This window comes from Glacieibacterium frigidum (assembly GCF_007097155.1).
Classification (GTDB): Bacteria; Pseudomonadota; Alphaproteobacteria; order Sphingomonadales; family Sphingomonadaceae; genus Glacieibacterium; species Glacieibacterium frigidum.
In genome coordinates this window covers 860,656-877,975 of the sequence record NZ_VJWA01000001.1, presented here as the reverse complement: position 1 = coordinate 877,975, position 17,320 = coordinate 860,656, and the positions used below count along the sequence as shown (strand labels likewise).

At 70.3% G+C, this 17,320-nt stretch carries 20 protein-coding genes; 8 read left to right on the top strand and 12 right to left on the bottom strand.

The window, feature by feature from the left end; translation table 11 throughout:
- The first annotated feature begins 97 nt into the window (after positions 1 to 97).
- The 3 genes from FMM06_RS04185 to FMM06_RS04170 are packed head-to-tail and all read left to right on the top strand — an operon-like array spanning position 98 to position 3,085.
- The gene (locus FMM06_RS04185) at positions 98 to 610 is read left to right on the top strand and encodes a hypothetical protein (RefSeq protein WP_143554925.1); all 513 of its coding nucleotides are present in this window, start codon (positions 98 to 100) and stop codon (positions 608 to 610) included.
- A 16-nt stretch (positions 611 to 626) separates the two neighbouring features.
- Positions 627 to 2,111 carry a VgrG-related protein gene (locus FMM06_RS16685; protein WP_185965030.1) on the top strand — a complete coding sequence of 495 codons (1,485 nt, stop codon included), beginning with the start codon at positions 627 to 629 and terminating at the stop codon, positions 2,109 to 2,111.
- Between the two features lie 59 nt (positions 2,112 to 2,170).
- Positions 2,171 to 3,085, top strand: coding sequence for a hypothetical protein (locus tag FMM06_RS04170; RefSeq protein ID WP_143554922.1), 915 nt, complete (start codon positions 2,171 to 2,173; stop codon positions 3,083 to 3,085).
- Positions 3,086 to 3,164: 79 nt separating this feature from the next.
- Here FMM06_RS04170 and FMM06_RS04165 read toward each other — a convergent pair whose 3' ends face one another.
- The 12 genes from FMM06_RS04165 to FMM06_RS04110 are packed head-to-tail and all read right to left on the bottom strand — an operon-like array spanning position 3,165 to position 13,652.
- Positions 3,165 to 3,821, bottom strand: a complete 657-nt coding sequence (locus tag FMM06_RS04165) for a hypothetical protein (RefSeq protein ID WP_143554921.1) — start codon at positions 3,819 to 3,821, stop codon at positions 3,165 to 3,167.
- Positions 3,818 to 4,285 (bottom strand): hypothetical protein, encoded by a 468-nt coding sequence (locus tag FMM06_RS04160; protein ID WP_143554920.1) that lies wholly within the window; start codon positions 4,283 to 4,285, stop codon positions 3,818 to 3,820. The genes FMM06_RS04165 and FMM06_RS04160 overlap by 4 nt, the downstream gene beginning before the upstream one ends.
- A complete protein-coding gene (locus FMM06_RS04155; protein ID WP_143554919.1) occupies positions 4,282 to 5,604 on the bottom strand; it encodes a FliI/YscN family ATPase in 1,323 nt (440 codons plus the stop codon). The genes FMM06_RS04160 and FMM06_RS04155 overlap by 4 nt, the downstream gene beginning before the upstream one ends.
- Positions 5,594 to 6,199 carry a hypothetical protein gene (locus FMM06_RS04150; RefSeq protein WP_143554918.1) on the bottom strand — a complete coding sequence of 202 codons (606 nt, stop codon included), beginning with the start codon at positions 6,197 to 6,199 and terminating at the stop codon, positions 5,594 to 5,596. Before FMM06_RS04150 ends, FMM06_RS04155 begins: the two co-directional genes overlap by 11 nt.
- Positions 6,187 to 6,657, bottom strand: coding sequence for a hypothetical protein (locus FMM06_RS04145; RefSeq protein WP_143554917.1), 471 nt, complete (start codon positions 6,655 to 6,657; stop codon positions 6,187 to 6,189). The genes FMM06_RS04150 and FMM06_RS04145 overlap by 13 nt, the downstream gene beginning before the upstream one ends.
- Positions 6,654 to 7,385: a type III secretion system inner membrane ring lipoprotein SctJ gene (gene sctJ / locus FMM06_RS04140; RefSeq protein WP_144237077.1), complete on the bottom strand. Its 732-nt coding sequence runs from the start codon at positions 7,383 to 7,385 to the stop codon at positions 6,654 to 6,656. Before sctJ ends, FMM06_RS04145 begins: the two co-directional genes overlap by 4 nt.
- Positions 7,385 to 7,789, bottom strand: coding sequence for a hypothetical protein (locus FMM06_RS04135; protein WP_143554916.1), 405 nt, complete (start codon positions 7,787 to 7,789; stop codon positions 7,385 to 7,387). The genes sctJ and FMM06_RS04135 overlap by 1 nt, the downstream gene beginning before the upstream one ends.
- A 59-nt stretch (positions 7,790 to 7,848) precedes the next feature.
- Complete coding sequence (locus FMM06_RS04130; protein WP_143554915.1) at positions 7,849 to 8,163, bottom strand: hypothetical protein; 315 nt, start codon at positions 8,161 to 8,163, stop codon at positions 7,849 to 7,851.
- A 42-nt stretch (positions 8,164 to 8,205) separates the two neighbouring features.
- Entirely contained in the window at positions 8,206 to 9,318 is a 1,113-nt protein-coding gene (locus FMM06_RS04125) for an EscD/YscD/HrpQ family type III secretion system periplasmic domain-containing protein (RefSeq protein ID WP_143554914.1), read from the bottom strand.
- Positions 9,318 to 11,096, bottom strand: a complete 1,779-nt coding sequence (gene sctC, locus FMM06_RS04120) for a type III secretion system outer membrane ring subunit SctC (protein ID WP_143554913.1) — start codon at positions 11,094 to 11,096, stop codon at positions 9,318 to 9,320. Before sctC ends, FMM06_RS04125 begins: the two co-directional genes overlap by 1 nt.
- 28 nt (positions 11,097 to 11,124) lie before the next feature.
- The gene (locus FMM06_RS04115) at positions 11,125 to 13,107 is read right to left on the bottom strand and encodes a flagellar biosynthesis protein FlhA (RefSeq protein WP_143554912.1); all 1,983 of its coding nucleotides are present in this window, start codon (positions 13,105 to 13,107) and stop codon (positions 11,125 to 11,127) included.
- Entirely contained in the window at positions 13,104 to 13,652 is a 549-nt protein-coding gene (locus tag FMM06_RS04110; RefSeq protein ID WP_185965029.1) for a lytic transglycosylase domain-containing protein, read from the bottom strand. Before FMM06_RS04110 ends, FMM06_RS04115 begins: the two co-directional genes overlap by 4 nt.
- A 382-nt stretch (positions 13,653 to 14,034) precedes the next feature.
- On the opposite strand from FMM06_RS04110, the gene FMM06_RS04105 reads away from it, so the two are divergent.
- From FMM06_RS04105 to sctS, 5 genes are read left to right on the top strand one after another with little or no spacing between them, the layout of a single operon-like run.
- A complete protein-coding gene (locus FMM06_RS04105) occupies positions 14,035 to 15,153 on the top strand; it encodes an EscU/YscU/HrcU family type III secretion system export apparatus switch protein (RefSeq protein ID WP_143554910.1) in 1,119 nt (372 codons plus the stop codon).
- Positions 15,150 to 15,464 (top strand): FliO/MopB family protein, encoded by a 315-nt coding sequence (locus tag FMM06_RS04100; protein WP_143554909.1) that lies wholly within the window; start codon positions 15,150 to 15,152, stop codon positions 15,462 to 15,464. Before FMM06_RS04105 ends, FMM06_RS04100 begins: the two co-directional genes overlap by 4 nt.
- The gene (locus FMM06_RS04095; RefSeq protein WP_143554908.1) at positions 15,461 to 16,375 is read left to right on the top strand and encodes a FliM/FliN family flagellar motor switch protein; all 915 of its coding nucleotides are present in this window, start codon (positions 15,461 to 15,463) and stop codon (positions 16,373 to 16,375) included. The genes FMM06_RS04100 and FMM06_RS04095 overlap by 4 nt, the downstream gene beginning before the upstream one ends.
- A 2-nt stretch (positions 16,376 to 16,377) precedes the next feature.
- The gene (gene sctR, locus FMM06_RS04090) at positions 16,378 to 17,049 is read left to right on the top strand and encodes a type III secretion system export apparatus subunit SctR (protein WP_143554907.1); all 672 of its coding nucleotides are present in this window, start codon (positions 16,378 to 16,380) and stop codon (positions 17,047 to 17,049) included.
- Positions 17,046 to 17,318 (top strand): type III secretion system export apparatus subunit SctS, encoded by a 273-nt coding sequence (sctS, locus tag FMM06_RS04085; RefSeq protein WP_143554906.1) that lies wholly within the window; start codon positions 17,046 to 17,048, stop codon positions 17,316 to 17,318. Before sctR ends, sctS begins: the two co-directional genes overlap by 4 nt.
- Positions 17,319 to 17,320: the final 2 nt, after the last annotated feature.

Sequence of the window (17,320 nt, the reverse complement as noted above, 5' to 3'; positions counted from 1 at the left end):
AGCCATAGTCGTTCCGATTATGGTGACGGGGCGGACACACGCGCATAACGCACCGCAATCGAGCGGCATTCGGCCGTGTCGAGACGAGGCAAGGGCTATGACCGGGTTCGAACGCATCGGCGGAACACCGCCAATCACCGCCACCACGACGGCTGTCGGACCGCGTGACGCGGGCAACGCCGCGCGCACCGCGATGGCGACGATTGGTGATCGCGTCCTGGCCTGGTCGGCGCAGAGCTTCAAGAGCGACGGGGCGGCCGGTGCGACCTGGCAGGGTCGCACCGGTCTGCCGTCGAGCTTCACGCCCGACCGGGCCGAGCTGGCGCGGGGCGGCGATGTGTATCAGCTGCGCGCGCTGACCGGCGAACTGGCGCAGGGCTTCGGTGCGACGCCGGCGCAGGAGGGCGCGCTGGGCCGTGCCATCGAGGATTTCGCGCGCGGGGTCGCGTTGCGCTTCAACGCGCTCGCCGATGCGCCGACCGACACGATGCTGGGTGGCGTCCTCGACGCACTCGACCAGGCGGTCGCGAGCGGCGCGGGCGATGGGATCGGCGGCGTCACGGCACGGATCGAATCGGCGGCGACGATGGTTGAGAAGCTCAATCGCTAGAACAGGATAGTCGACGATGGTCAGTCTGCCGGGCATCGACCTGAATATCAGGACGGTCCAGCTCGGCACGAGCGACCGCGGCGCCGACGTCGACGTCGGCCTGTCACGGTCGAGCGTCGACCTTCAGATCGCAACCCCGGTGGCGGGCGTGACGCTGCACCTCGGGCTCGACCGGCTGCTCCATTCCACCTCCCCGATCGACCGGCTGCTGCACAGCCCTGACCCATTGGCGAAGTTTCGCGCCGGCAATTTACCTGCCGACCCGTCGCCGGTGATGACCAAGGGAATGACCGCGCGCGTCGGCGACATCCATGCCGAGATCGCGACCCGCCATGACATCGGCGGCATGCGCGCGCTTGAGACCGGGTCGACGCGCACCGCGACGACGTCGGGGAACGACACGCTGCTGACCGCCCGCGTCGCGATCGGCGCCGATACGCGCGGGGTCGGCGCGGTGCGCAATGCGGCCGAGAGCGCGGCGCTGCCACATCGGATCGAAGGACCCGCCGGGGCGAGCGCCGGCGACCGTGGGCTGCGGGTCAGCGTGGGGCTGGGTGGCGGGCACACTGCCGCGAACGTCGGCACCCCCGCGGCAACTGTCGGCGCGACGGTCGGCACTGCGCCGGGCGCTGTGGCGGGTTCGGCCGTCGCCGGCACGCCGGTCGCTGCCGCGACCACGGTCAACGTCTCGCTGGGCGGCCTCGTCAACGTCCTCGACCGGGCAGGCGCGCCGATTGCCACCGCGCGCGACGCGCCGCTCGGGTCGATCCTGATCTACGCGCGCGCCGACGGGGGCACCGCGGCTGAACTGCGCGTCGCGGGCGGCTTCGCCAATGCCACGACGCTGAGCGCCCTGCCGCTGACCGGCGTCGCGCCGGGCCGGGCGGGTGAGGGCGTGACGCTGACCGGCGTGCTCGTCCCCACCGACACCCATGCGGTTGCCGTCCCCGTCGTCGCCGGCGGTGCTGCCGCGATGCTGGCCGGCGGTGAAGGCCCCGGTGCAGGCCGCGTCGCCGCCGATGCGGGCGGCGCGCAGGCCGTCCCTCCGCCCGACGGCTCGAACATCCCCGCGGGCCAGCCGGCAGTGCCGGGCGAGGCGCGCCAGGGCTTCGGCGACGCGACGCCCAATGCCGATGCGTCCGACCGGCCGTATATCCACGCGATCTGGTACGACATTCTGGCGCTGCGCTTCGAGGCGGCGGGCGTATCGCTGCTCGAACGCTCGACCGCGCTGCGCGATGTCGTCTGGGCGACCGCGATGGAGCACGGGCCATTCGCCGCCGCCGACGGCAGCGATGTGCTGAGCCTCGTCGCCACGCAGATCGACCTTGCAACCGCCGACGACGGGGTGATCATCTCGGCGCTGTTCGCCGAGCGCAGCCGCGTCGAGGACGGCGGCATGCCGCACTACCCGGAGGTGCTGCCCTTCGACCAGGAGCGCGTCGTCGCGCGCCTGACCGATGAGGCGGAGCAAGCCGCGCGCCGGATCGTTACTGCCTGACCAACCAGTTTTCGGGGGCTTATTACATGTCGTTCGTTTTCGGATCGCTTGTCGCCTTGATGCTTGCGCCGGCCACCGCCGAGGTGGCCCGTGTCGACGCTACCGCCAAGGCCGGATGTGCCGAGCTGCCGATGGGCGGTGTCGGCAGCACGCTGCTGACCGGCGGCACCGCGACCATCGCCGGCACCGAGCGCCGCCGCATCGTACGAGTCGGCGCACGTGCCACGGCCCTGGGCCGTGACGTCGCATCGGCAACGATCCGCGCGGCGTGCAAGGCGCCCGGTGTCGATTACATGCTGCTCGCCGTCGCCGCGAACGATGCCGCCTGCCCGGTCCAGTACCAGGTCGTCGAGGCACGCGGCGCAGCGCCGCTGCGTCTCAGCCGCCGCTTCGGCAGCTGCGTCGACGGCGCGACCGCTAGGCTCGCCGACGGCGGCGTCGTGGTGACGATGCCCGCCGGCCCGGCGCGCCCCGAGACCATCGCCTATCGCTATGCCGCCGGACGGCTGGAGGCGGTTGCCGCGGTCCAGCCGCCGCGCCCGCCCGTCGTCGTGCAGGTCGTCAAGCAGGACCGGCGCGGCTTCCGCGTGACCGCCTGGACCGCGCCGCCCGCCTGCGCGGCGATCGCGCGGGCCGAGCCCGGCGTGCCTGCCGACGTGTATCTCGCCGACCTTCGCCGCACTTGGCCGCGCGACTGGCAGACCCGCGGCCGCCTCGGCGACCAGCCGTTCGAGACTGCGGCGCTGCGCTCGCTGGTCACCGACTTGTCGTGCCTGTCGGCGCTGCCCGGCGGCGAGAGCGTCGTGATCGAGACCGCGCGCCCGCTGTTCGCCTCGCGCCGCCACGGCCGCGCGGCGTTCGAGCAGCTCGACGAGGTCGCGCGCGGCAGCACGGTCGACCCCGCGATCCGGGCCGCCGCGCGTCAACTGCACGCGCAGATGCGCTTCCGCATCGACGATCCGCGCCTGCGGTAACGCCCGACCTGGCGAAAGCCGGGACCTATCTCCAGGATCGGGTGATAGGTCCCGGCTTTCGCCGGGATGACGAGTGAACTCAGGCGTCCTCGTACGCGATATCGGCGACGTTCAGCCCGCGCGCGGTCAGCCGCTCGCGCAGGGCATCGAGGCCGCCGCCGATGTCGCCGCCGCGCTGGCCCATCGAGACCGTGACCTGCAGGCTGCCGTCGTCGAGCCGCAGCAGTCGCGCGCCCGTGGCCGGCCACGCGGCGTCGCCGAAGCTGACGCGGACCTCGCGTGCCGTGCGGCCCTGCTCGCGGGTCCACAGCTTAGTCAGCATGTCGGCAAAGGCGCCGGGATCGACGTGCGCGGCGACCGGCGGGGGCGCCTGCATCGGCTGCGCGAGGCCCGGGCCGTTGGTCTGCATCTGCAGCATCGCGGTCTGGCTGTCGTCGCGGCGGACTTCGCTCTGCCCGTCGTAAGACTTCATCTTCTCGCCGCGGGCGAGCGCGTTCGCCAGCTGCGGTGGCGCGCGGCCCTCGGCGGGCATCGGCATGCCCTTCACGCCCTTGCCGTCCTGCATCGGCGCCTTGGCATCGCGCCCGCCCATCGGCAAGGCGCCCTTGCGTGCTGCAGCGGCGAATTCGTCGGCAAGAGCCTTGGCGTCGCGGCTGGCGGGCGGTGCGCGGTCGACGCCCCGTGACGGGGCGGGATCGGCGGTGCGCGTCGGTGCGCTGACGGGGTTGACGCTCATGCTGCTTTCCGCATCGCTGCGGCTCCCTCTTCGGCCTCGATTGCCGCGCGTTCTTCCTGCGCGGTCGCGTGGGCGCGTTTCAGCCTGTTGGCACGGTCGGACATCGCATCGCGGCGCGCCTGTGCCCGGCGTGCGGCGGCACGCGCCTCGATGACTTCGGCGTCGGTGGCGGCACGGATCCCGGCCGCCTCCGCAAGGCGCTCGCGCGCCGCAACGAGCCGCTGGTCGGCAAGGGCGATGCGCGCCAGCCCCGTCGGCGCGTCGCGCGGATCATCGACCAGGGTGGCGCGTGAATGCGCGAGCGCGGCGATCCCGTCGTCGCGCACCTTCAGCGCCGCCGCCTCGGCCGCTGCCGCATCGGCGGCTGCCGCGGTCGCCTCGGCAAGGCGGCGCATCGCTGCCTCGAGCGCCAGATCGCGCAGCTGGACCAGCCGCTGCGCGCGCTTGATGTCGTCGCGGCTCATGCCGCCAGCCCGCGCAGGCGCGCGACCGTCGCGGCGAAGTCAGCGGGCTCGTCCGATCCCTGCTTGAGCAGTGCATCGATGCCGGGCTTGGCCGCCAGCGCGGCGTCGGCGAGCGGGTCGCTCCCCGGCTTGTACTCGCCGACCTGCACCAGGAATTCGATCTCGGCATGCTTCGCCAGCAGCGCGCGGACCCGCGTCGCCGCGGCGCGGTGATCAGGCGTCGCGACGCGCGTGAACAGACGGCTGAGGCTCGCGAGCGCGTCGACTGCCGGATAATGCCCCGCACTGCCCAGCTTGCGCGACAGCACGATATGCCCGTCGAGGATCGAGCGGACCTCCTCGCCGACCGGGTCGCCGCCCTCCTCGTCCTCGAGCAGCACGGTGTAGATCGCGGTGATCGACCCGGTGGCGTCGCTGCCGGCACGCTCGAACAGGCGCGGCAGTTCGGCGAAAACCGACGGCGGAAAGCCGCGCCTAACCGCAGGCTCGCCCGCTGCAAGGCCGATCTCGCGCAGCGCGCGGGCGAAGCGGGTCACAGAATCCATCAGCAGCAGGACGCGCTTGCCCTGCTCGCGAAATCCTTCGGCGATGGCGGTCGCGTGATGCGCGGCACGGACACGCTCCATCGCCGAACGGTCGGAGGTCGCGCAGACGACGATCGAGCGGCGGCGGCCCTCGAGACCCAGCGCATCCTCGACGAATTCGCGAACCTCGCGGCCGCGCTCGCCGATCAGCGCGATGACGATCACGTCGGCCTGCGCGCGTTGAGCGAGCATGCCCATCAGGGTCGACTTGCCGCCGCCGGCCGCCGCGAACACGCCGAGGCGCTGGCCGAGGCCTAGGGTCAGCAGACCGTCGATGACGCGCACGCCGGTGGGCAGCGCCTCGTCGATCGTCGCGCGGGTCATCGGGTCGGGTGCGGGGGCGTAGAGCGGGCGCGTCGCGAGGCCGGTCGGCAGCGGCCCCTGCCCGTCGATCGGGCGGCCACGACCGTCGAGAATGCGGCCCAGCAGCGCGTCGCCGAACGGCACCAGAGTTTCGGAGTCGCGGACGATCACCTCGGCACCCGCCGACAGGCCGCGCAACTCGCCGACCGGCGTCAGGATTGCGGCGTCGCCCGCCAGGCCGACGACCTCCGCCGAGACGGTCAGACCGGTTGAGGGTTCGTACAGGTCGCAGCTCTGGCCGATACGCGCGTCGATGCCCGTCACCCGGATCGTCGTGCCGAGCGCCGCGACCACGCGCCCGCGCCGCTCGATGGTCACCGAGCGCTGGAGCTCATCGAGAAGCCGGTCGGTGTCGAATACGTCAGTCCGCATCGGGCGGACCCCAGGCGCGCTCGACCGCGGCGAGCTGGACGTCGAGGCCCGCATGGCTCGCGCCGAGCGGCGTCTCGATAATGCAGTCGGTGGGGCCGCGTGCCGCGTCGCCGACGACGGTCAGGCCGGAATAGGCGCGCAGCCGCTCGCTGGTCGCTTCGACCGCGCCCGGCGCGACGCGCACCACCGCGACGGTGTCGGGCGCGAGGTCGCGCGCCGCCCGGTCCGCCAGCGCCGCGACGGTCGCATCGTCGCCGAGATCGCTGGTGATGCGGCGCACGACTTCAAGCGCGAGGCGGCTGACATCGGCACGCATCGCCTGGCGCTCGGCGGCGGCGCGGACGTTGAGATCGAACAGCGAGTGCGCAGCACTTGCCGAGGCGGCGGCGCGGCCCTCTGCCTCGCCCGCCGCATAGCCCTCGGCAGTAGCGCGCTCGACGCCCGCGGCGCACTCGCCGGCGACCTCGTTGCGCAGCCGTTCGACGGTTTGCAGGACACTCGCCGCCTCGCGCAGCGGCGCGACGGCAGCAGCGGAAATGACGGCATCGTCGGCCGCGAGCGTCGCGGCGCGGTTGGCGGAAATCAAATAGAGCATTGCACGAGCGCCGCGGTCAGCGCCGCCTCGGGCACGCCGGCATCGGGCGCATGTGGGGCGGCATGGTCACGCAAGGAAACCGGCACCGCATCGCGCAAAGCCGAGGCGCCCACCGCATCAATCTCGTCGGCCGCAAACGCGGGGATCGCGGCGTGCGGCGCGGGCAAGGTCCGCGCCCAGTCGAGCAGATCATCACCCGCCGTCTTGGCCAAGGCGCCAAGCCAGCGCCCGTCGACCGACGCCGCAAGCTTCGGCGCGATCGCCGCGAGTGCCGCAGCGCGACCCAGCCGCTGGCGGCGCGCATTCTCCCAGCCGAGCCAATCCGGCGCCTTCATCAGATCCTCGAACAGCGCCGCATTGCGCGGCGACCCGGCGAGCAGCCGCTCCAGCGACGCCGCGCGACCCCCGCTCTTGCGCTGGATCGCGGTCGCCCGCTCGCCGAGCGTCGCGCGGGTCACTCGGGGGTCCGCGGCACGAGCGAACGGCGGCGCATCTGCCAGCGGCGGAAGGTCGGCCAGCCAAGGAACACCGCGCCGATCAGCACGATCGGAACGACGAGCAGCGCAGCATTGCCGGTAATGCGCTCGACCGGCGACGGCGGTACCGCCAGCGGTAGCGGCTGCGCCGGGAACATCGCGACGGTGACGTTCTCGTAGGTCAGCCCCTCGACCGCGTTGACCATCAGCGACTTGATCTGCCCGACCTGCTTTTCAGGGCTGGAGCCGGGGCGGTACTTGATGAAGACCGATGCCGACGACGGCTTGATCTTGTCGGACAGCGGATCGGCCTCGGGCATCGCGAGCTGGACGCGCGCCTGCACGACGCCGTCGATCTGGCTGACGGTATTCGATAGCTCCTGGCTCAAGCCATAGACCAGCCGCGCGCGCTCCTCGAGCGGCGACGAGACGAAGCCTTCCTTCTTGAAGACCGTCCCGAGCGACGCAAACTCGTCGCGGGGATAGCCCTGCGCGCGCAGCAGCTGCACCGCGCGCCCGAAGTCCTCCTTGGACGTGGCGATCGAAAATCCAGCCTCGCCCGCGCTGATCTTGTCGGCGTCGATGCCGGCGTTCTGGAGCACGGCGACCATCTCGTTCGCCTGCGTCTCGGTCAGTTTTCCATACAGCTCCGCCTTGCCGCATGCTGTCACCAGCAGCAGCAAGGCGATAGCCAGCCCCCGCTTGAACATCACGACTGCTGGCGGAACAGCTGCTGGACGCCGTCCGACGTACGGTTGGCGATGTTCGACGTCAACTGGCAGTGGAACATGAATTCCTGGCAGCGCACGGTCAGCTGAACGATTTCGCCCGGCGTCATGCCACCGGCCTTGGCTTCCGACGCCTTGGCGAAGTCGGATACCGACTTGGCCTCGCCGTTGACCTTCTCGAGCTGGCCGAACATCGACTTCATGACCGGGCTGATCTCGGGCGGGCCCGACACCGAATTGACGTTGCCGACGCCGGGGTTTGCGGCGGTCCGCATCGCACCCTCGAAACTGTTGACGTCCGATACACCCGCGCCATAGCCCGCCTGGACGGTCTGCACGGGCATCTGCTGCGGCATCGCGGCTGCCGCGACGGCTTCGATCGACATAAATTGGCTCCCCGTTTGCTTCTCGAGAACGCGGGGGCGGCGTACCGCCCCCGGCGTCGTCAGCCCTTGCGGGCCATCGTCTCGAGCGCCTTGCCGACCGAATCGAGCGACGAGTGCGAGGCGTTCGACATGAAGCCCATGCGCATCGACTCAGCAGTCAGCTTGGTGATCTGCGACGGCGAATCCATGCCCTCGCCGAGCGAGTCCGACATCGTCGAGATGGTGTTCGCCTGATTGTCGAGCGTCTGGCCCCAGGCGTTCGCCATGGCCTCGTACCAGCTGCCGCCGTTCTCCTTGGAGGGGCGCTGCGACGATGCGGGCGACCCCGCCAGAGCCTGCAGCTGCTGCGTCGTGGTATTGATCGCGTCGGTCATGTCGTACTCCCTTTACAAACAGTTACGCGCTTCTCAACCGTATCAGAACTTCAGCCTGATCTGCCGACCGTTACGCTCCAGAACGACAGTTTGTTCCTGGATCGCGACGAGCCGGTGCCCCGACGGCATGACCGCCCCGGGAAAGTAACGAGCCCCATCCGCGGTGATGATATAGGCCGGGTCGCCGGCGACGACCGAAGACACGCGCTTGGTCGCGTCGGCGATCGTCTTGATCTCACTTTCGCGGTCCATCGACGGATCGTCCTTGTAGATCAGGCGGCGAAGGCTGGGCACGTCGCGGCGGATCAGGGCGGTAACCTTGCCACGCACTTCGGGCGTCAGCGGCGCGGTGGTCAGCTCGACGACACCCGCGCGGATCGACCGCGCGCGCGCCTCGACGCCGTTGACCCGCGCCACGTCGGCGACGCCGCGCGCATTCTCCTCGCCCGTCTCGATCGCCAGCGTGGCGCGCATCGCCTTCGCCTCGACCAGCCCGCGGATGCGCTGGCGATCGGCGTCGGTCGCGACATAGCCGCTGAGCAACAGCGTGCCATCCTGCGCCTCGCGGACCTTGACCGCGCCGTAGCCTGCGGCGGTGATCGCGCGCTCGGTCCGCTCGGCGGGACCGCCGCCGATCTGCAGCGCCTCGATCGCGGGTCCGACGAGCAGCAGCAGCGCCACCAGCACGACGACGCCGATGATCGCCTTGGGCCGGAGAGAGCGCCCCAGCCGGCCCTTGGTCGCGTCGCGCCAGCTCGCCGCAAGCGAGGCGGGGGCATCGGGATCGGCCTCTGCCGGCGCGCGACTGCCGGCAATCGCGCCGGCTTCCGCCCAGCGATCGGACTCGGCCGACCCGAAGGCGACCGCGACGCCGCCGATGGTGACCGGCACGAACGGCGGCAGCACCGCGGTATCGCCCGCCTGCAGCGTCGAGCCCAGCAGCACCGCGCTGCCTTCGAGCACCGTCAGCCGCGCGACGCCGTCGTCGCCCAGGTTGAGTTCGAGCGCGCAGCCGCGCGTCGCATCCTCGCGAATCACCACGTCGTGCCAGTATTCGTGGCCGATGGTCGCGCGGCCGTTGGCCGGCAAGCCGGCCTCCGCACCGCTGCGCGTGCCCGTCAGGACACGGACGACGAGGTCCTCTGATCCCGACATCAGGGCTTGCGCGGCATCGGCAGCGGCGCGGCGAGTGCGGCGGGGGTGGCGGACGTCGGCAGGCGCGGCGTCAGCGAGGCGAGGCGCGGCGTGATCAGGAACAGCCGCTCGATCCGGTCGCGCTGGCGCCGCTGCTTCTTGAACAGGTTGCCGACCACGGGGATGTCGCCCAGCAGCGGAATCTTGTCCTCCGAGTTCGAATCGACGTCCGAGGTCAGCCCGCCGAGCAGCAGCGATTCGCCCTCCAGGATCAGCGCCTGGGTGTTGACGCTGGCGCGGTCGACGATCGGGATCGCATCGACGCTCTGGCTGCTGATGCTGCCGTCCTCGATGCCGATCAACACACGGATGCGCGTCTGGCCCTGGTCGCGGAACACTGACGGATTGACGCGCAGCGTCGTGCCGGCGGTGACGTTGAACAGGTCGACGTTCTGCCGCCCGGCGACACGGACGTAGAAGGTGCGCGTGCGGTCGAATACTGCTTCGATGTTCGACAGCGTCATCACCTGCGGCCGCGACACGACCCGCGCCGCGCCCTTGGTCTCAAGCGCGGTGATGCGCGACAGGAACTCGCGCTCGGCGCCGATGACCGTCGAGATCGCGAGACCGCGAGCGGTCGGGGCGATGCCCTGCGCCTGCTGCTGGCGCGAGATGCCGGTGTTGGGCAGCAGCTGCAGGTCGCTCGAGTCGCCGCGCCCGAACAGCGCGCCGAAGCCGCCCGACCCGAAGCGGAAGTCGATGCCCAGCTCACGCGCCCGAGTCGTGTTGATGTCGATGATCGTCGCCTCGATCTCGACGAGTTGCGGCTCGACGTCGATGGCGCGGATCAGGCTCTCGTACGCCGCCATGCGCTGCGGCGCGTCGCGGATGATGACCGCGTTCATGTATGGATTGGCCTCGATACGGACGACATCGGCGGTCGATGCAGGGACGACGCCGCCCTCTTCCCCCATGCCGCCGCCAGCCGCGACGCTGCCGACGGGCGGCAGGCCGAGGACCGACGACTGGGTGTCGTCGGGGGCGACCGAACCGAGCCCGGTGCCGCCGACGCGCTGCGCCGAGCTGCGGATCTGGCGCGAACCATAGCTCGTCGCGGCACCGCGCCCGCGCTCGTCGACGACCAGCCCGCGCATGATCGTCGCGATTCCGGGTACGCGCACTTCGCGGTTGCCGGCGTAGACGATCGTGTCCTCGGCGCGCGCATAGCGCAGGTAGAAGACGCGGAATTCGAGCGGCACGGTCCGCGGTTCAGCGGGTGCCTGGTTGAGCGACGCGATGCCGCCGGTCGTCGGCGCCCCGCCGGCGCGGGCCACGTCGGCGACCTGCTCGACAAAGCGCGGGGTGCCGGTGGCGACGACGGTCGCCGCCCCCGTCGGGCGCACGAAGTTCTGCGCGTCGGTGACGCCGAGCGCCGCGACGCCCTTGATGACCCGGCTCGACCCGCCGGTGCCGACGTCGAAGCTCTTCGAGGTCAGCTCGGTCGACGGATAGATATAGACCGCGCTGCCGTCGTAATAGCCGGTCAAGTTGAACGCGCGGCTGATGTCGCGGAACACCTTGTCGGCGGGGCCGGTAAAGCTGCCGTTGACGGTGCCCGTCAGACTGGGCGCAGTGATCACCGAGCGCCCGGCCTGGTTGAACAGGTTGCGCAGGAACGCCGCGATCGGCTCGTCGCGCGCGGTGATCGTCACCGACGGCAGGCCCGACGGCAGCGGTGCGGCGACTGCGGCGGACGCCAGCAGGACGCCGGCCGCAAAAGACAGTCTCGTTCTAAGCATGTTTACCCTTCCCGATTATTTTTCTGATTTATTCGGCGGCGATTGAGGCGGCGCTGGGCAGCGTGCGGCCGCCCAGTCGGACCTGGCCGACGACCTCAAGGCGCGTCGCGCTCGACAGTTCGTTGAAGGCCAGCACCGGCAGATCGAAGATGTCGGGCTCGATGAGCTTGCGCAGCGCCCGGCGGATGTCGAACCCGGTCAGCACGACCTTGGCCCCCGTCTCGGCTGCCATCGCGGCGACCGCGGCGACGAGTTCGCGCGCCTGGTCGGGCTCAAACGCCACACGTTCGACACCGTCGACGGTCTGCACCTGGCCGCGGATCATCGCCTCGAGCTCCGACGCGACCACCAGCGCCTTCAGCGAACCGTCGGGCTCGGCATAGGCGCCGATCAGGTAGCGCTTGAGCGCGACGCGCGTCAGGTCGGCGATGCGTGCGGGCTCGCGCTCCTGCGCACCCGCCTCGGCGAGGCCCTCGAGCACATCGCGCATGTTCCTCAGCGGCACTTCCTCTTCCATCAGGCGGCGCAGCACCTCGGCGATGCGCGTGGTCGGCACGGTACGAACCGCTTCCTTGACGACTTCCGGATAGTCGGCGCCGACCTTGTTGAGGATCGCCGTCGTCTCCTGGACGCCCATGAACATCGCGAGATTGTGGCGCAGCGCGCTGCGCACCGCGGCGACCAGCGCGGCGACGTCGGACTCGGGCATCTCGCCGCCGCCGATCGTGCTTTCGAACGCCAGCAGCTCCCAGTGGCGCGCCTCGCCGGGCTCGAAATGCACCGAGATCGACGGCAGCGGCAGGCCGACGCGGTACTGCAGCGTGTCGAGCATCTCGGTCAGCGCGGTGCGCAGCGCGTTCGCCTCGGCGGCGCTCGGCGGCATCGTCACCTGCAGCAGCAGCGGCACCAGCGGCCGCGGCTCGGCAGGCGCGGCGAGCAGGCTAACCGGCGCCGGCTCGGGCCCGCGCTGGATCTGCGCGCGCAGCGGCGCGGTATACTGGTCGAAGCGCGGCTTGAGGCGGGGATGGGTCGCCGCGCCCGCAATCAGCAGCGCCGCACCCAGCCCGACGAAGACCGCACTCGGGAAGCCCGGGACCAGCGCCATCAGCAGCGCGATGCCGCCGACGAACAGCAGCACGCGCGGGTTCGCCGCCAGCTGGAAGCGGATCGCCTCGCCCAGATGCTGCGACTTTTCCTCGTCGGTCGAGCGCGTCACCAGCAGGCCCGCCGCCATCGCGGACAGCAGTGCCGGGATCTGCGCGACGAGGCCTTCGCCGATGGTCAGGATCGAATAGGTGCGCGCCGCGTCGCCGAACGCCATGTCGCGCTGGAACACGCCGATCGCCATGCCGCCGATCAGGTTGATGATGACGATGATGATCGAGGCGATCGCGTCGCCTTTCACGAACTTCATCGCACCGTCGAGCGAACCGTGGAGCTTGGACTCGAGCTCCAGCGTACGGCGGCGGCGGCGCGCCTCGTCCTTGTCGATCAGGCCCGAGCGCAGGTCGCTGTCGATCGACAGCTGCTTGCCGGGCATCGAGTCGAGGCTGAACCGCGCCGCGACCTCGGCGACGCGCTCGGCGCCCTTGGCGATGACGATGAACTGCACGACGACGATGATGATATAGACGACGAGGCCGACGACGAGATTGCCGCCCGCGACCATCGTACCGAACGCCTCGATGATCTTGCCGGCGTGCGCGTCGATTAGGATCATGCGCGTCGTCGCGACCGAGAGCGCGAGGCGGAACAGCGTCGTGACGAGCAAGATCGACGGGAAGGAGCTGAAGTCGAGCGGCGTCTTCACGTACAGCGTGGTCAGCAGCAGCAGCACGCCGAACGTGATGTTGAACGCCACCAGCGTGTCGACCAGCCACACCGGCAGCGGCAGGATCATCATGCCGATAATCGACACGACACCCGCCACCAAGATGACGTCGGCGAAGCGGCTCGCGTTCGACGAGCGCGTCGCGCCCGGCGCCAGGTCGAGGAACCGGCGGGCGCTCATCGCGCCGTCCGTTCACCACGCGCGCCGCGGTAGCGCTTCATGATCGTCTTCACGTAATCGCGCGTCTCGGCGTAGGGCGGCGTTCCGCGATAGCGCTTCACCGCGCCGGGACCGGCGTTATAGGCTGCCAGCACCGCAGGCACGTCGTTGCCGAACTGGCGCTGAAGCTGCTTCAGGTAGGTCGCGCCGGTAACCAGGTTGAGCTCTTGGTCGACGAGCAGCCGCGACGGATCGCGCACGCCGAGGCCGCGCGCCGTGCCGGGCATGATCTGCATGAGGCCGAGCGCACCCTTGTTCGACACCGCGCCGGGCCGGAACGCCGACTCCTTGGCGACGATCGAGTGGAGCAGCAGCGGGTCGATCCGGTGCCGCGCCGCGACCGCGAGCAGGGTCGAATTGCCGGGCCGCCGCTTGCCCGCGCGGGCCGTCGTCCGGGTTACCGAGAAAGGCACGCCGACCGATGTCGGCAGGTCGGCGGGCGGCGCCACGACGACGATCGGGCTGCTGTCGGGGGTGATCGCGATCGGGGCGGCGACAGCGACCACGGGGCGTTCGCAGGCGCCCATCGCCTCGCTGAACTTCGATGAGATTGCGCCCGACGACAGACCTGCGCAGCCGGCGTTCGCCGAACCTGCAAACCCCAGAAACGCAACGACGAATAGGACCGATTTACCCCGGTACTGCACGATGTATGCCCCGCTAATATTACGCAAACGGTACTGCAACGAACCTCCGGACGGCCCTCCGGTTCCCTGTCCGCTAGACCGAAAGCGTTAACGAACAGGGACTCCCGAGTGATGAACTATTAATTCCGATCAGTATGTTACGGTTCGCCTGCGGAACAAGTTTCGGCCTTGCGCGCTCTGGCCAAAGCAGTGCAACCGCGCCGGTGAACGCCGGCCCAGCCCGACGTCGGAAGGGGGGTAGATGGCCGACAAGAACGACGGCGGCGACAAGACCGAAGCCCCTACCCAGAAGCGGATTCGTGACGCCCGCAAGAAGGGCGACGTCGCCAAATCGAAGGACCTGACGTCGGTCGCCGGTCTGTTCGTCTGGCTGCTGCTCGCGACTTTCGGCGCCGGTTTTGCAGGCGACCGACTCGCCGCGCTGTTCAACACGAGTTTCGAGGCGGTCGCCCGCGGCCTGCCGTTTGCGCAGGCGTGGGTCGACGTCGGCATGGCGGCGTTCTGGCTGTTCGTCCTGCTCACCGCGCTGGCGATGATCCCCGCCGCGCTGGTCGGGCTCGCGGCCGAATTCCTCCAGACCGGCGCGATCCTGACCTTCGAAAAGATGAAACCTTCGCTCGACAAGCTCAATCCGATGGAGGGCTTGAAGAAGATGTTCAGCATGGACAACCTCGCCGAGCTGGTGAAGACCGTGGCCAAGGCGGCGCTGATGCTGCTGATCACCTATCTGGTGCTGCGCGCCTCGCTGCCCGAGATCGCGGCGGGGCTGCCGACGGGTGCCCTGCCGACCATGCAGGGTGTCGGCCGCGCCGGCGCATCCGAGGCGCTGCGCGAGACCGGGGTGCTGACCTCGCGCATGCTGGCGTGGACGCTGGCGGCCTTCGTCGTCGTCGCCGCGGTCGACATGGCCTGGCAGAAGCACAGCTATACCAAGAAGCTGAAGATGAGCCTGCGCGACATCCGCGACGAGGTGAAGGAGAACGAGGGTGACCCGTATATCCGCCAGCAGCGCAAGGCGATGCACCAGGAATATGCCGAGCAGAACGCCATCGGCGCGGCGCGTACCGCCAACGTGCTGGTGATCAACCCGACCCACCTCGCGCTTGCGCTCGACTATGACCCCGAGACCTGCCCGGTGCCGATCCTGGCCGCGAAGGGCGAGGGGCCGCTGGCGCAGGCGATGCGCGAGGCGGCCGAGGCGGCGGGCGTGCCGATCATCCAGAACATCGACGTAGCCCGCGCGCTGTACGAGCGCGGCCAGATCAACGACCTGGTGCCGCGCGACATGTTCGAGGCGATCGCCGAGATCATCCTGTGGGCGCGCAAGGAGCGTGACGCGATGATGGAACGCCGCAAATGACCGGCGAGACCAGCGTGCTGACCAGCATCGTCACGACCATCGTCGCGCTGCTGATCGTGCTGGCGCTGGCGTGGGGGGCGCTGCGTCTGCTCAAGTACATGCAGGACCGCCAGATCGGCGGGGTCAAGGGCGAGGAGACGCAGGCGCTGCGCTTCCTGCGCGCCCTGCCAGTCGGCACGCGCGAGCGCGTCATGCTGATCGAGGCCGAGGGCGAGCGGCTGCTGATCGGCGTCACCGCAGGCGGCATCACCCTGCTCGCCCGCTGGCCAGCGGGCGCAGTGCCGCCGACGCTACCGGGGGATCAGCCATGACGACTCAACCGCTGCGCAAGCGCCTGCCCGCACTCGACCCGGCGCGGGCGGCGCTGCTGTCGCGCTTGCTGCCCTTGCTCGACGGGCACCATGCGGGCGACCTGCGCCTGTCGGTCGCGCCGGGCCACGCCCCACACGCGGTTATCGTGCTGGCGTCGGACGCGGGGAGCTTCGAGATCTCGCCGGTGATCGCGGCGGACGCGGTGCCGACGCTCGTCGCCGACGACGGCGCACCCGATGCCGTCGCTGCAGTCGCCGCCCTCGCCGCGCTCGAGCCGCTGGTCGCCGCGGTCGAGCATGCGCTGCGCCTCGCGCTGCGCCCCACCGGGGTCGGCACCGCGACCGCCGCGCACTGGCTGCGGGTCGAGGCGTGCGACGCCGAAGGCATCGTCCGCCACGTCGCGCTGCTCGGGATCGCCGACGATCTGCGCCTGCCCCCCGCCCCCGCCGTCGCACCGGCCTTCGCGCCGCGCCTGCGCGCACCTTTCCGCTTCCTCGCCGACGGCCCGGCGCTGAGCCCCGCACGCGTCGCCGCCCTAGCGGTCGGCGATGTCGTGCTGCTCGGCGGCGCGGTCCTGCAAGGCACCATCGACTATGGCGGCACGACCCGCCCCGCGCATTTCCGGCCCGCCGACGCCACCCTGACCATCCAAGGACCCAACCCCATGTCCGAAGCCGAAACACCGCTCGACCCCGATCTCCGCCTGCCGCTGACCGTCGAGATCGGCGGCGGCACTGCGACGCTCGGCGAATTGTCGGGCCTCGTCGCGGGCAGCGTCGTGCCGCTCGGCATCACCGGGGCGACCCTGCCGGTCACCCTGTCGATCGGCGGCGGCGCGGTGGCGCACGGCGAACTGGTGGCGATCGGCGACGCATACGGCGTGCTGATCACCCGGCGTCTGGTCGACTGACGATGGATCTTTCGACCTTCACCCCCGGCTCCGCGCTCGCGGTCGTCATCGCGCTCGCGATCGCGCCGTTCTTCGCGGTCATGGTGACGTCCTTCACCAAGATCGTCGTCGTGCTCAGCCTGCTCCGCAACGCGCTCGGCCTGCAGCAGGTGCCGCCGAACATCGTCCTGAACGGCCTCGCGCTGGTCCTGACGCTGTACGTCATGCAGCCCGTCGCGGCGCGCATGTCGGAGGCGGTCGCCGGCCCCGGCGGCTCGATCGGCGCGATCGCGGGCGCGTCGCAGTCGACCGACTCGATGCTCAATTCGGTCAATCTGGCGAAGGAGCCGCTGCGCGACTTCCTGATCAAGCACAGCCGCCCCAACGAGCGCGCCTTCTTCCTCCGCACCGCGCAGAAGGTCGATCCGGCGCGGTCCGCCGACATGACCGAGCGCGACTTCGTCATCGTGGTGCCCGCCTTCGTGGTCAACGAGCTGTCGGTGGCCTTCCAGATCGGCTTCCTGATCTTCCTGCCCTTCCTCGTCATCGACCTCGTGATCTCGAACATCCTGCTCGCGATGGGCATGATGATGCTGTCCCCGACGACGATCTCGCTGCCCTTCAAGCTGCTGCTGTTCGTCCTTGTCGACGGCTGGGTGAAGCTCGCCCACGGCCTCGTGTTGAGCTACACATGATCGGGTCCGACGTCGTCTCGCTGACCATCGACGCGCTGTGGCTGGTGCTGATCCTGTCGGCGCCGCCGATCGTCGCGGCATCGGTCGTCGGCCTTGCGGTCGCGATCGTCCAGGCCGCGACCCAGCTGCAGGAACAGACGCTTCAGTACACGCTGAAGTTCGTGGCGATCGTCATCACGATCTTCGTCACCGCGTCGCTGCTCGCAGGGTCGCTGTACCAGTTCACCGACCGCATCTTCACCGAATTCCCCGCGATGGTCCGGCGCTGACC